12 protein-coding genes and 1 tRNA gene are annotated in these 12,753 nt (G+C 70.5%); 7 read left to right on the forward strand and 6 right to left on the reverse strand.

The window, feature by feature from the left end:
• Positions 1–34: 34 nt before the first annotated feature.
• From pheA to FDO69_RS08175, 3 genes are all read left to right on the forward strand, one after another.
• On the forward strand, positions 35–967 hold the full coding sequence (gene pheA, locus FDO69_RS08165) for a prephenate dehydratase (RefSeq protein WP_104779068.1): 933 nt from the start codon (positions 35–37) through the stop codon (positions 965–967).
• Positions 968–1,507: 540 nt separating this feature from the next.
• Entirely contained in the window at positions 1,508–2,785 is a 1,278-nt protein-coding gene (serS, locus tag FDO69_RS08170; RefSeq protein WP_104779069.1) for a serine--tRNA ligase, read from the forward strand.
• Positions 2,782–3,600, forward strand: coding sequence for an HAD family hydrolase (locus FDO69_RS08175; protein WP_104779070.1), 819 nt, complete (start codon positions 2,782–2,784; stop codon positions 3,598–3,600). Before serS ends, FDO69_RS08175 begins: the two co-directional genes overlap by 4 nt.
• 78 nt (positions 3,601–3,678) lie before the next feature.
• Here the strand turns inward: FDO69_RS08175 and FDO69_RS08180 are convergent.
• The 6 genes from FDO69_RS08180 to FDO69_RS08205 form a co-directional block, all read right to left on the reverse strand.
• A tRNA-Ser gene (locus tag FDO69_RS08180) sits at positions 3,679–3,766 on the reverse strand.
• A gap of 371 nt (positions 3,767–4,137) precedes the next feature.
• Positions 4,138–4,401, reverse strand: coding sequence for an SGM_3592 family protein (locus FDO69_RS08185; RefSeq protein ID WP_104779071.1), 264 nt, complete (start codon positions 4,399–4,401; stop codon positions 4,138–4,140).
• A gap of 101 nt (positions 4,402–4,502) precedes the next feature.
• A complete protein-coding gene (locus FDO69_RS08190; protein WP_104779072.1) occupies positions 4,503–5,222 on the reverse strand; it encodes an ABC transporter permease in 720 nt (239 codons plus the stop codon).
• A 9-nt stretch (positions 5,223–5,231) separates the two neighbouring features.
• Complete coding sequence (locus tag FDO69_RS08195) at positions 5,232–6,143, reverse strand: ABC transporter ATP-binding protein (RefSeq protein ID WP_104779073.1); 912 nt, start codon at positions 6,141–6,143, stop codon at positions 5,232–5,234.
• Positions 6,140–7,057 carry a hypothetical protein gene (locus FDO69_RS08200; RefSeq protein ID WP_104779074.1) on the reverse strand — a complete coding sequence of 306 codons (918 nt, stop codon included), beginning with the start codon at positions 7,055–7,057 and terminating at the stop codon, positions 6,140–6,142. Before FDO69_RS08200 ends, FDO69_RS08195 begins: the two co-directional genes overlap by 4 nt.
• Positions 7,047–8,015 (reverse strand): ABC transporter ATP-binding protein, encoded by a 969-nt coding sequence (locus FDO69_RS08205; RefSeq protein ID WP_104779075.1) that lies wholly within the window; start codon positions 8,013–8,015, stop codon positions 7,047–7,049. The genes FDO69_RS08200 and FDO69_RS08205 overlap by 11 nt, the downstream gene beginning before the upstream one ends.
• A gap of 168 nt (positions 8,016–8,183) precedes the next feature.
• Between FDO69_RS08205 and FDO69_RS08210 the strand changes: the two genes are divergently transcribed.
• From FDO69_RS08210 to FDO69_RS08225, 4 genes are all read left to right on the forward strand, one after another.
• Positions 8,184–9,941, forward strand: coding sequence for an SDR family oxidoreductase (locus FDO69_RS08210; protein ID WP_104779076.1), 1,758 nt, complete (start codon positions 8,184–8,186; stop codon positions 9,939–9,941).
• A 214-nt stretch (positions 9,942–10,155) separates the two neighbouring features.
• Positions 10,156–10,698, forward strand: coding sequence for an RNA 2'-phosphotransferase (locus FDO69_RS08215; protein ID WP_104779077.1), 543 nt, complete (start codon positions 10,156–10,158; stop codon positions 10,696–10,698).
• Positions 10,699–10,780: 82 nt separating this feature from the next.
• Complete coding sequence (locus FDO69_RS08220) at positions 10,781–11,683, forward strand: LLM class flavin-dependent oxidoreductase (protein WP_104779078.1); 903 nt, start codon at positions 10,781–10,783, stop codon at positions 11,681–11,683.
• 190 nt (positions 11,684–11,873) lie between these two features.
• Entirely contained in the window at positions 11,874–12,743 is an 870-nt protein-coding gene (locus FDO69_RS08225; RefSeq protein ID WP_167526544.1) for a Cof-type HAD-IIB family hydrolase, read from the forward strand.
• Positions 12,744–12,753: the final 10 nt, after the last annotated feature.

Consider the following 12,753-nt stretch of genomic DNA (forward strand, 5'->3'; position numbering starts at 1 on the left):
GATAGCGCTTCAGCGAGCCCATTAGGGTGAGGTCATGCCAGCGAGCTATGCGTATCTCGGCCCTGAGGGCACCTTCACCGAAGTCGCCCTGCGCACGCTTCCCGAGGCCGCCACCCGGGAGCTCATCCCGTACGTCTCCGTCCAGTCCGCGCTCGACGCGGTACGCGCCGGCGAGGCCGAGGCCGCGTTCGTGCCGATCGAGAACTCCGTCGAGGGCGGCATCACCACCACTCTCGACGAGCTGGTCGCCGGCGCGCCCCTGATGATCTACCGCGAGGTGCTGCTGTCGATCACCTTTGCGCTGCTGGTCCGCCCGGGCACGAAGCTGTCGGACATCAAGACCGTCTCGGCCCACCCGGCCGCGCAGCCGCAGGTGCGCAACTGGCTGAAGAAGCACCTCCCGGACGCGCACTGGGAGTCCGCCGCCTCGAACGCGGACGCCGCACGGCTGGTCCAGGAAGGCCAGTACGACGCCGCCTTCGCGGGGGAGTTCGCGGCCGCCCGCTACGGTCTGGAGGCCCTGGAGACCCAGATCCACGACGCGGAGAACGCCCAGACGCGGTTCGTGCTGGTGGGCCGGCCCGCCCGGCCCGCGGCGCCGACCGGCGCGGACAAGACCTCGATCGTGCTGTGGCAGCGCGACGACCATCCCGGCGGCCTGCGTGACCTGCTGGGCGAGTTCGCCACCCGGGGCATCAACCTCATGCTGCTCCAGTCCCGGCCCACCGGCGCCGGCATCGGCAACTACTGCTTCTGCATCGACGCCGAGGGCCATATCTCCGACCGCCGGGTGGCCGACGCCCTGATGGGTCTGAAGCGGATCTGCCTCCAGGTGCGCTACCTGGGCTCCTACCCGCGCGCGGACATGCAGCCGGGGGATGTGCAGCCGCCGCGGCTGGGGACGTCCGACGAGGAGTTCGCGGGGGCGGCGGACTGGGTCGCGCGGTGCCAGGACGGGCGTTTCTAGTCCGGGTTCCCGGCCGTGCCGGGCTGGTCGTACCTGCTGATTGTCGTTATCCACAGAAGTTATCCACAGGTCCGCTTCTCGACCTGGGGACAAGTCGACAACGAACCGTGGGTCAGTCGACAAATCGCCCTACAGGTCCTTGATGCGCCCATCGCCGGGCAGGTCACCCTTCGTCCACTGTTTTCCCTTGCGTAACCCTTCGAGGTGACCCACTTCCACTCGAAAGTGAGAGGAGAGGGGGTTTGTCATGGGAATTCATGGGACGGTCCGACCATTCGGAGTGATCAATTCCGTAGTCCACAGATCTTCCACACAGCCTGTGGATAACTCTCGCCCGGACGTGGATCGCTGTGGACAACCGAAGCCCAAGTCCCTTTCCGCCCAAGGGATTCGAGTCAAGATGACGCCCGTCGGATGCCACCTTCCGGGGAGAGACGTCTTCTTTATTGACACTGCGCGCAATTCGCTCATAACGCTACGTAAGGCGCGAGCGGAATAGTGAGTCGTGGGCGGTCATCCCGCACCGGTAGCCTTGGGCGCGTGATTGACCTTCGCCTGCTCCGTGAGGACCCCGACCGTGTGCGCGCGTCGCAGCGCGCCCGTGGAGAGGACGTCGCGCTCGTCGACGCCCTCCTGTCTGCCGACGAGCGGCGCAGGTCGTCCGGCGTCCGCTTCGACGAGCTCCGCGCCGAGCAGAAGGCACTCGGCAAGCTCATCCCCAAGGCGGCCGGCGACGAGAAGGCCGAGCTGCTGAAGAAGGCGGGCCAGCTCGCCGCCGACGTCAAGGCCGCCGACGCGGACCGCGACGCGGCCGCGACCGAGACGCAGGAACTGCTCCAGCGGCTCGGCAACCTCGTGCACCCGGACGTGCCCGTGGGCGGCGAGGAGGACTTCGTCACCCGCGAGACGCACGGCACGATCCGCGACTTCGACGCCGAGGGCTTCGAGCCCAAGGACCACCTGGCGCTCGGCCAGCTCCTCGGCGCGATCGACGTCGAGCGCGGTGCCAAGGTCTCCGGCTCGCGCTTCTACTTCCTGACCGGCGTGGGCGCCCTCCTGGAGCTCGCCCTCGTGAACGCGGCGATGGCGCAGGCCACCGCGGCCGGCTTCACCCCGATGCTGACCCCGGCGCTGGTCCGCCCCCAGTCCATGGCGGGCACGGGTTTCCTCGGCCAGGCGGCACAGGACGTCTACCACCTCGCCGACGACGACCTCTACCTGGTCGGCACGTCCGAGGTGGCGCTCGCGGCGTACCACATGGACGAGATCCTCGACGCCGACCGCCTCCCCCTGCGCTACGCGGGCTTCTCGCCCTGCTTCCGCCGCGAGGCCGGCTCGCACGGCAAGGACACCCGGGGCATCTTCCGCGTGCACCAGTTCGACAAGGTCGAGATGTTCTCCTACGTCGCTCCTGAGGACTCGCAGGCCGAGCACCAGCGCCTGCTGGAGTGGGAGAAGCAGTGGCTGACGTCGCTGGAGCTGCCGTTCCGGGTCATCGACGTCGCGTCGGCCGACCTCGGCTCCTCGGCCTCCCGCAAGTTCGACTGCGAGGCGTGGATCCCGACCCAGGGCAAATACCGCGAGCTGACCTCGACCTCGGACTGCACCGAGTTCCAGTCCCGCCGCCTGTCGATCCGCGTCCGTGAGGGCAAGCAGGTCCGCCCGCTGGCCACGCTCAACGGCACGCTGTGCGCCGTCCCGCGCACGATCGTGGCGATCCTGGAGAACCACCAGCAGGCCGACGGTTCGGTGCGCGTGCCCGAGGTGCTGCGTCCGTACCTCGGCGGCCGGGAGGTACTGGAGCCGGTGGCCAAGTGAGCGACACGGCTTCCCCGGGCGGCTTCCCGTACCGGCTCGTCGCCACCGATCTCGACGGAACGCTGCTGCGCTCCGACGACACGGTGTCGCAGCGCACCCGTGACGCGCTCGCCGCGGCCACCGCGGCGGGCGCCGCGCACATCGTCGTCACGGGCCGCGCCGTCCCGTGGACCCGGCACATCCTCGACGACCTCGGCTACCAGGGCCTCGCCGTCTGCGGTCAGGGCGCGCAGGTCTACGACGCCGGCGCGCACCGCCTGCTGACGTCGGTGACGCTGGACCGGCAGCTGGCCGGGGTGGCGCTGGCCAAGATCGAGGCGGAGGTGGGCCCGCTCCACCTGGCGGCGAGCCGCGACGGCCTCGACGGCGAGGTGCTGGTGGGCCCGGGCTACGCGGTGCACGGCGCCCTGCCCGCCACTCCCTTCACGGACGCGTCGGACCTGTGGGCCGCGCCCCTGAACAAGCTGTACATCCAGCACCCGACGCTGACCGACGACGAGCTCTGCGAGGCGGCGACGCGCACCGCCGGCGGTTTCGTCACCGTCACGATGGCGGGCGAGGGCATCGTCGAGCTGCTCCCGCTGGGTCTGTCCAAGGCGACGGGGCTGTCCCTGGCGGCCCGTCGCCTCGGGCTGAAGGCGGCCGACACGATCGCCTTCGGCGACATGCCCAACGACATACCGATGTTCGCCTGGGCCTCCTGCGGCGTCGCCATGGCGGACGCCCACGAGGAACTGAAGGCGGTGGCCGACGAGGTGACGTCCTCCAACGACGAGGACGGCATCGCGGTGGTGCTGGAGCGGTGGCTCGGCTGAGCCCGGGGCCCGGTGGTCGGAGCCCGTTGCTCAAGGCCAGTGCTCAAAGCCCGATACTCAGGGCTCGACGGTGCTCGGCGGAGGATGCACGGATCGAACGTGCGCGGGCCTTTGAGACCCGACCACGGTTTAGCAAACCGGTGCCTTACCACTCGGCCAATCCTCCGGGTGGGCGGCCCACGCGATGTGCGATTCGCGTGCTCGAAGCGGCCGCCCCGGGCAGCTCCCCGTGTGGGCGGGTTCCACGGAGGGGTAGTGGCTACTCCGGATCCCGCCGCCGGCTGCCCTGAAGGGAGCTGGACGTACTGCCGTGCATGGACATCGTCCCGCTCCTCTCCCGGCTCGTGACTCCGGACCGCTCGGGCCCGGCGTTGACGACAACCACTCTGCCTGCCGGGCGAATTGGACGCCACTGAATAAAACGGCGGTGGAACGTGCCCACGCGGACGGTTGGCGGTCATTTCCGGCAAGGCGGACGGTCAGCAGTGGATCCCGGCAAGGCGGACGGTCGGCGGTGGATTCCGGCCGGGCGGTCGGCTAGCGCCTGCGCCATCTGCGGCGGCGGGCCTTGCTGAAGAACCAGCCCGCGGGCGGCTCGTCGGACCGCCAGGGCTGCGGTTCCGGTTCCTCGCGGCTCCACCTCGCGGCGAGCATCCGGGCCCGGGCGGACGGCTCGGAGGTTCCGGCGGAGCGTATGAAGTCCTCGTCCAGGACGACAGCGTCGAACTCGTCCCGGGTGCCGTCACCGGCCCCTGAACCGTACGAGCCGCGGTCGTCGTACTGAGCGCTCTCGCCCGCCATTCCCGTCCTCCCAGCCGTCCAACTCCCGTTGAGCTTCCCCTACATCCCGTTCGCCCAGTGTGCCCTGGCGAAGATGAAGCCTCCGTCAAGGCCGGGGCACGTCACTCCTCGCCCGCGAGCGTCAGGGAGCGCAGCTTCTGTCCGGCGAACCAGGTGGCCAGCACCGTGACGGCCACCAGCAGTACGGTCGCCGTGGTCAGACCCACGTCCGAGGAGACCAGGTCCCCGCCGGACACCTTCTGCGCCACCGCCAGCGACCACTGCTGGACGCTGAGCGTGCGCGCGCCCGGCACCAGGGAGCCGAACAGGGCCTCCCAGACCAGCGCGTAGACGAGACCGAACACCACCGCGTGCCGCGAGACCGTGCCCAGCAGCAGGAACAGGGCCGCGTACGCGATGGAGGCGACCAGCGCGGCCACCGTGTAGGCGACGGCGACCTGCTGGCCGTTGCCGTTCAGGATGAAGCCGGCGATGAGCGTCGGCACCGCGGAGAACACCATGGTCACGGCGATCGCGACGATCAGCTTGGTGAAGATGATCGTCGGCCGTTTGATCGGCTTGGACAGCAGGTACACCACCGAGCCGTCGTCGATCTCCGGTCCGATCGCGCCCGTTCCGGCGATGACGCCGATGATCGGCACCATCGTGGCGAGGGCGAGTCCACCCAGGAGGTCGGACGCCGTCTGGTCGTCCGCTCCGGCCAGGGCGCGCACCGCCACGGCGATCACGATCAGCAGCATCGGCAGGGCACCGAGGATGAGGGCCCGGCGTCGGCCGAGCAGGGCCCGGTAGGTGAGCCGGGCGACTGTGGGGTCGTACATCAGGGCCTCCTACGCCGCGACGAGGTACGAGAAGACGGACTCGAGGGACTCGTCGGACGGCGAGACCGTGAGCAGCCGGATGCCGTGGTCCCTGGCCACCCGCGGCAGCAGCGCCGTGAAGCGGCCGAAGTCGACGGCCTGAATGCGCAGCGCGCCCTCGGCGAGGTCGACCTCGATGCCGGCCGTCGACGGGTCGGCGATCAGCGCGGCCGCGAGGGCGCGGTCGTCGTTGGAACGCACCAGGTAGCGGTGCGGCCGATCGGTCATCAGGCGGCGGATCTTGCGGAAGTCGCCGCTGGCGGCGTGCCGGCCGGCGACGACCACCTCGATGTGCCAGGCGAGTTGCTCGACCTCTTCGAGGATGTGGGACGAGAACAGCACCGTGCGGCCCTCGTCGCCCATGCGGCGCAGCAGGTCCATCAGCTGCATGCGCTGGCGCGGGTCCATGCCGTTGAACGGCTCGTCCAGCAGGAGCAGCGAGGGGTCGTGGACCAGGGCGGAGGCCATCTTCACGCGCTGACGCATGCCCTTGGAGTACGTCTGGATCTTGCGGTCCTGGGCGTACTCCATCTCGACGGTGGCGAGCGCCTTCTGGGCCGCTTTGGCACCCAGGCCGTGCAGCTCGGCGTTGGCCAGGACGAACTCCTTGCCGGTGAGGAAGTCGTACATCGCCTCCCGCTCGGGGACGACGCCGATGTGCTTGTAGATCTGCTCGTTGCGCCAGACGGCCTGGCCGTCGAGGGTGACCGTGCCGGTGGAAGGGGCCAGGAAGCCGCCCATCATGTTGATGAGGGTGGACTTTCCGGCGCCGTTGGGGCCGAGCAGGCCGGTGACCCCGGGGCCGATGGTCATGGTGATGTCGTTGACGGCGACCACGTTGCCGAACCAGCGGGAGACGTGGTCGATGGAGAGCGTGGTCACAGTCCCACCTTCTTGTAGCGGCGCATCAGGAGGCCGTAGCTCGCCGCGATCAGGCCCAGGGCGACGAGGACGTAGACGATGCCCTCGGCGGTGCTCGGGCCCACCCCGCTCGGGGAGGCGGACGTCGCGCCCAGGAACGCGGACTGCACACCGTCGACGATCGTGATCGGCGAGAACAGCCCGATCCACGGCACCGCGTCGCCGCTGCCCTGGGCGTCGGCGATGGCCTGGAGGGTGGAGACCGCGCCGTAGGTGATGGTCAGCACGGCGATCACGGCCGCGATGCCGAAGCCGCGGCGCGGGGTGAAGGACGCGATGACCAGGCCGATGCCGGCGAACAGCAGTGAGAGCAGTGCCACGGAGACGAGTCCCTGAGCGAATCCCTTGGTCTGGTCGGCGAAGTCGAGCTTGGCCAGCAGTGCGCCCACGTAGAGCACGAGCAGGGGCGCCGCGGTGAGGATGAACAGCGCCGAGGCCAGTGCCGCGAACTTGGCGCGGACGTAGTCGGCGGTCTCGATGGGCCGCGAGAAGTACAGCGGAACGGTCTTGAAGCGCAGGTCCCGCGAGACGGACTGGGGTGCCTGCGAGGCGACGTACAGGCTGATGACCGCCTGCATGACGATCGCGTTGCGCGTGTAGTCCAGCGGGAGGGCGTTGGCCTTGGTGGCGACCGCTACGGCGACCATGATGGCCGCGGGCACGCACATCACCACGAAGAGCAGCATCGGCAGCACCTTGGACTTCACCGAGCGGCCGAGGCCGTAGGAGCCACGCAGGGACTGCGAGTACAGGGAGCGGCGGGCGTAGGCGCGGCCGAGGCGCGGGCCGTCGTAGGTGCGGTAGCCGATGTTGTGGATGCGGGTCTGGTCGCCCGGTGCCGGGGCGGCTGCCCCCGTGGAGTGCTCAACCGCCATGGCCGACCGCCTCCTTCCGCTGCTCGCGCTCGTCGCTGCTGGTGAAGACCTCGGAGATGTGGTGCCGGCGCTGCTCCATGCGCACCAGGCCGAGTCCGAGGTCCGCGATCACGTCCCGGACCAGGTCGTACGTCTCCTCGCCCTGCGCCGTGAGCAGCAGGACGTGGCCGGCGCCCGGCAGGCCGCTGCCGTCCTCGACGGCCACCCCGCGCGCCTGCAGCGCCTCGCGGACCGCGCGGGTGCCGTCCGGGTGCTCGTCGGTGTCGGTGACCTCGATGGCGAGGGTCGTGGTGGTCTGCGTGAAGTCCGTGGTGGAGCTGGAGCGCAGGAGCTTGCCGCCGTCCACGACGACGACGTGGTCGCAGGTGCGCTCCAGCTCGCCCAGCAGGTGCGAGGTGACCAGGACCGAGATGCCGAAGTCGGTGTGGATCCGGCGGATCAGGCCGAGCATCTCGTCGCGGCCGACCGGGTCGAGGCCGTTGGTCGGCTCGTCCAGGAAGACCAGCTGCGGGTCGTGGACGAGGGCCTGCGCGAGCTTGACGCGCTGCTTCATGCCGGTCGAGTAGCCGCCGATGGGGCGGTAGCGCTCCTCGTACAGGCCGACGTGGCGCAGGGTGTCGGCCGTGCGCTCGCGCGCGGCGGTGGGCGGCAGACCGGACATGCGCGCCATGTGGACGACGAACTCGGTGGCCGAGACGTCCGGCGGCAGGCAGTCGTGCTCGGGCATGTAGCCGACCCGCTCGCGGATGGCGGCGCCCTTGGTGGCGACATCGAGACCGAGCACTTCGGCGCGGCCCTCGGTGGCGGGGGACAGACCCAGCAGGATCTTGATCAGTGTGGACTTGCCGGCTCCGTTGGCTCCGACGAGTCCGGTCACACCGGGCCCGACGTCCACGGAGAGCCGGTCAAGCGCGGTCACCCGGGGGAACCGCTTGCTCAGGCTTTCGGTCGCGATCACAGTCACCCCTCGAAGGTAGGGGCCGTGTGCGTGGCGGTCGTCACTCCGCAGAGCTGTCTTCGGATCAGCCCTGAGTATTACGGGCCCCTAGGGGAGCTGCTCCTTGAGGGTTACCACCACCGGGCAGCTCCTATTGACGAACTCTCTAACAACTGCCAGATTCGCCGGATGACGTTGCTGACGGGCGCGCGGGAGCGCAGGGTGCGGACCGGCGAAGTCGAGCTGTGCGTGGCCGAGATGGGTGATCCGGGACGGCCGACGGTCGTCCTGGTGCACGGCTACCCGGACAGCAAGGAGGTGTGGTCCGAGGTCGCCGGGCGGCTCGCCGGACGCTTTCACGTGGTGGCGTACGACGTCCGCGGGCACGGCCGGTCGACGGCGCCGCGGCCGCTGCGGGGCGGGTTCACGCTGGAGAAGCTGACAGACGACTTCCTGGCCGTCGCGGACGCGGTGAGCCCGGACCGGCCGGTGCATCTGGTCGGGCACGACTGGGGCTCCGTGCAGGCCTGGGAGTTCACCACCGTGCAGCGCACCAGGGGCCGCATCGCCTCGTTCACCTCGATGTCCGGGCCGTCCCTCGACCACTTCGGCCACTGGATCGGCCGGCGCGTGAAGCGGCCCACCCCGCGCCGGATCGGACAGCTGCTCGGGCAGGGCGCCCGGTCCTGGTACGTGTACCTGCTGCATACGCCCGTGCTGCCCGAGCTGGCCTGGCGCGGCCCGCTCGGCAGGCGCTGGCCGCGGATGCTGGAGCGGGCCGAGAAGGTGCCCCGGGGCGACTACCCCACCGCGTCCCTGCCGTCGGACGCGGCACACGGGGCCTGGCTGTACCGGGACAACGTCCGGCCCCGGCTGCGCGCGCCGCGCGCGGATGCGCACGCCCACGCGCCCGTGCAGATCATCACGCCCCTGGAGGACCGGTTCCTCTCGGAGCGGCTCCACGACGAACTGGAGCAGTGGGTTCCGCACTTGACCCGCAGAACGGTCCAGGCGGGTCACTGGATCCCTCGGACCCGCCCCGACCGACTGGCCTCGTGGATCGAGGAGTTCGTGACGTCCGTAGAGAACAAGCAGTCCCCGGTGGCGGGGAGCGGCGAGCACGCCCAGCGGTTCGGCGGGCAGCTCGTGCTGGTCACCGGGGCGGGCAGCGGCATCGGGCGGGCGACGGCGCTCGCGTTCGCCGAAACCGGTGCGCGCGTCGTGGTCGTCGACCGGAACGGGGAGGCGGCGGCCCGCACAGCCGAGTCCTGCCGCCTGCTGGGCGCCCCCGAGGTCTGGGCGGAGACGGCCGACGTCTCCGACGAGCAGGCCATGGAGAAGCTCTCCGACAAGGTCACCACCGAGTACGGGGTGGTGGACGTCCTGGTGAACAACGCCGGGATCGGACTGTCCGGTTCCTTCTTCGACACCACCCCGGAGGACTGGAAGAAGGTCCTCGACGTCAACCTGTGGGGTGTCATCCACGGGTGCCGGCTCTTCGGCCGGCGGATGGCCGAGCGCGGACAGGGCGGCCACATCGTCAACGTGGCATCGGCCGCGGCGTACCAGCCGTCCCGGGCGCTGCCCGCGTACAGCACCTCCAAGGCGGCCGTGCTGATGCTCAGCGAGTGCCTGCGGGCGGAGCTCGCCGGACGTGGGATCGGCGTGACGGCGGTCTGCCCCGGCATCGTGAACACCGCCATCACCTCGACGGCGCACTTCGCCGGGGTCGACGCCCTGGAGGAGAAGCGGCTGCAGAAGCGCGCCGCCCGCCTGTACGGGCTGCGGAACTATCCGCCGGAGAAGGTCGCCCGCGCGATCCTGCGGGCGGTCGCGCGCAACGAGGCGGTGGCGCCGGTGACACCGGAGGCGCGGGGGGCGCGGTGGTTGTCACGGTGGGCACCGGGGGCACTGCGAGGCCTGGCGCGGATGAGGCCGCCGGTGTGAGGCGAGGTGAGGCAGGCGAGACGAGGTGAGGCAGGCGAGGCGGAGCAAGGCAGGTCAGGTAGGCGAGGCGGGACGAGGACCAAATCCCCTGCGTCGGCGCTCAGTTGTCCACAGAAACGCCAATTCCCCTGTGGATAACCATACTTCGCTGTGGATCAAACCTCCGAGGTGAAACTCGATCGCGTGATTCGGGTCTCTCCAGCACCCTGGTGGGATGGACGAAAGACGCACCGTGAAGGTGTCGAAGTATCTGTCGAAGCATCTGCGCCACCAGCCGGAACGCATCGGGCTCACGCTCGACGAGGCCGGCTGGGTCGAGATCGACACCTTGATCGCCGCGGCAGCCGCGCACGGTTTCCGGTTCACCCGCGACGAGCTGGACCATGTCGTCGCCACCAACGACAAGCGGCGTTTCGCCGTCGAGGGCACCCGGATCCGCGCCAGCCAGGGCCACACCGTGGAGGTCGACCTCGGCCTGGCGTCGGCCACCCCGCCCGCACACCTCTACCACGGCACCGTCGCCCGCCACCTGGATGCGATCCGGGCCGAGGGACTCCGCCCGATGAACCGGCATGCCGTGCACCTCTCGCCCGACCGGGAGACGGCGACCCGAGTCGGAGCCCGTCGGGGCCGGCCGGTCGTGCTGACGGTCGACGCGGACGCCATGCACCGGGACGGCCATGTCTTCCAGGTCAGCGCGAACGGGGTGTGGCTGACCGAGGCCGTCCCGGCTCGGTACCTGCGCTTTCCCGGCTAGTTTCCGTGTCCACCCGGACGCGCACGGTGACTGTTTCACGTGAAACAGGGGGGACCGCCGGCGCTCCCTTAGGCTCGATGCCATGAGTCTGCGTCTGAGCACCGTGATCCTCCCGTACCGCCGCTGGCACGAAGGCGGCCGCGCGGCCTGGACGCGCGCCGAGCAGCTCGGTTTCCACACCGCGTACACCTACGACCACCTGTCCTGGCGCACCTTCCGGGACGGCCCGTGGTTCGGCGCCGTGCCGACCCTCACGGCCGCCGCGAGCGTCACCGACCGGCTGCGGCTGGGCACGCTGGTGACCTCCCCGAATTTCCGGCACCCCGTGACGCTCGCCAAGGAACTGATCTCCCTCGACGACATCTCCGGCGGGCGGGTCACGCTGGGCATAGGCGCGGGCGGCTCCGGCTTCGACGCCACCGCGCTCGGCCAGGAACCGTGGACCCCGCGCGAGCGCGCCGACCGCTTCGCCGAGTTCGTCCCGCTGCTCGACCGGCTGCTCTGCGAGGACGCCGTGTCCTACGAGGGTGACTTCTACTCCGCCCACGAGGCGCGGAACATCCCCGGCTGTGTGCAGCGCCCCAGGCTGCCCTTCGCGGTGGCCGCGACCGGGCCACGCGGCATGCGGCTGGCCGCCCGTTTCGGGCAGGCGTGGGTGACCACCGGCGACCCGAAGCTGTACGAGAACGGCACTCCTGAGCAGTCGGTTCAGGCGATTCGTGGGCAGGCGGAGCGGCTCGACGACATCTGCGCCGAAGTCGGCCGCGACATGACCGACCTCGATCGGGTGCTGCTCACCGGTTTCACGCCGGACCGTGTCGGCCCGCTCCAGTCCCTGGACGCGTTCGTGGACTTCGCCGGACGGCATGTGGAGCTTGGCTTCACGGAGATCGTGATCCACTGGCCGATCCCCGACTCGCCCTTCGCCGCGGACGAGAAGGTCTTCGAGCAGATCGCGATGGAGGCGCCGGCGCAGCTGCGCTGAGGCGGCCGGATGCGTCGGAGCCTTGCAGGGCCTGCGTCCGGGTCTCTGCCGGGGCCTCACCGCCAGGACCCCGCGGAGCGGCTGCTCATGCAGGGCTCCCGGTGGCAGCGGGGCTCCTGGTGGCAGCGGCATCCACTCACCTGTGCGGAGCCCCGCACGCCCGTGCAGACATGTGCGGGACAATGGCCGGGTGACCTCAGCGACCCGACAGCCCGAGACCGCGCCCGAAACCCTCCCGCCGCGACTGATCGCCACCGACCTCGACGGCACTCTGCTGCGCGACGACAAGTCGGTGTCCCCGCGTACGGTCGCCGCGCTGGCCGCCGCCGAGGAGGCGGGCATCGAGGTCTTCTTCGTCACGGGCCGCCCGGCCCGCTGGATGGACGTCGTCAGCGACCATGTGCACGGCCACGGCCTGGCGATCTGCGGCAACGGCGCCGCCGTGGTCGACCTGCACGGCGGCCCCGGTGCCCACCGGTTCGTGAAGGTGCGGGAGCTGGCCCGGGAGAACGCCCTGGACGCCGTACGGCTGCTGCGCGACGCGGCGCCGGGCACGGTGTACGCGGTGGAGCAGACGTACGGCTTCTACCAGGAGCCGGCGTACCCGAAGCTGCACATGGAGACACCGGACAGCCTCGCTCCGGCCGAAGAGCTGCTGGGCCCGGACCACCAGGCCGCCGCGGAGCCGGTGCTGAAGGTCCTCGCCTACCACCCCGAGATCGACCCCGACGCCTTCCTGACCCTGGCCCGCCTCGCCATCGGCGATCGCGCCAACGTCACGCGCTCCAGCCCCAGCGCCCTCCTCGAGATCAGCGGCCCGGGAGTGTCGAAGGCCAGCACTCTCGCGCTGTGCTGCGCCGAGCGCGGCATCTCGCACGAACAGGTCGTCGCCTTCGGTGACATGCCGAACGACGTGGAGATGCTGACCTGGGCGGGCCGGTCGTACGCGATGGGCAACGCGCACCCCGACGTGATCGCCGCCGCCTCCGGTCGGACGGTGGCGAACAACGAGGACGGGGTGGCGGTCGTGATCGAGCAGTTGCTGACGGAACTGCCGTAGCCGCCGGAGC

It is taken from the genome of Streptomyces tibetensis, from assembly GCF_007655005.1.
Taxonomy (GTDB): domain Bacteria; phylum Actinomycetota; class Actinomycetes; order Streptomycetales; family Streptomycetaceae; genus Streptomyces; species Streptomyces tibetensis.

Bases quoted from the DNA above. Each gene is read 5' to 3' on its own strand.
- FDO69_RS08220 (WP_104779078.1), top strand. From the start codon at position 10,781: ATGAGTCTGCGTCTGAGCACCGTGATCCTCCCGTACCGCCGCTGGCAC.
- pheA (WP_104779068.1), top strand. From the start codon at position 35: ATGCCAGCGAGCTATGCGTATCTCGGCCCTGAGGGCACCTTCACCGAA.
- FDO69_RS08190 (WP_104779072.1), bottom strand. From the start codon at position 5,222: ATGTACGACCCCACAGTCGCCCGGCTCACCTACCGGGCCCTGCTCGGC.
- FDO69_RS08200 (WP_104779074.1), bottom strand. From the start codon at position 7,057: ATGGCGGTTGAGCACTCCACGGGGGCAGCCGCCCCGGCACCGGGCGAC.
- FDO69_RS08210 (WP_104779076.1), top strand. From the start codon at position 8,184: ATGACGTTGCTGACGGGCGCGCGGGAGCGCAGGGTGCGGACCGGCGAA.
- FDO69_RS08215 (WP_104779077.1), top strand. From the start codon at position 10,156: ATGGACGAAAGACGCACCGTGAAGGTGTCGAAGTATCTGTCGAAGCAT.
- FDO69_RS08185 (WP_104779071.1), bottom strand. From the start codon at position 4,401: ATGGCGGGCGAGAGCGCTCAGTACGACGACCGCGGCTCGTACGGTTCA.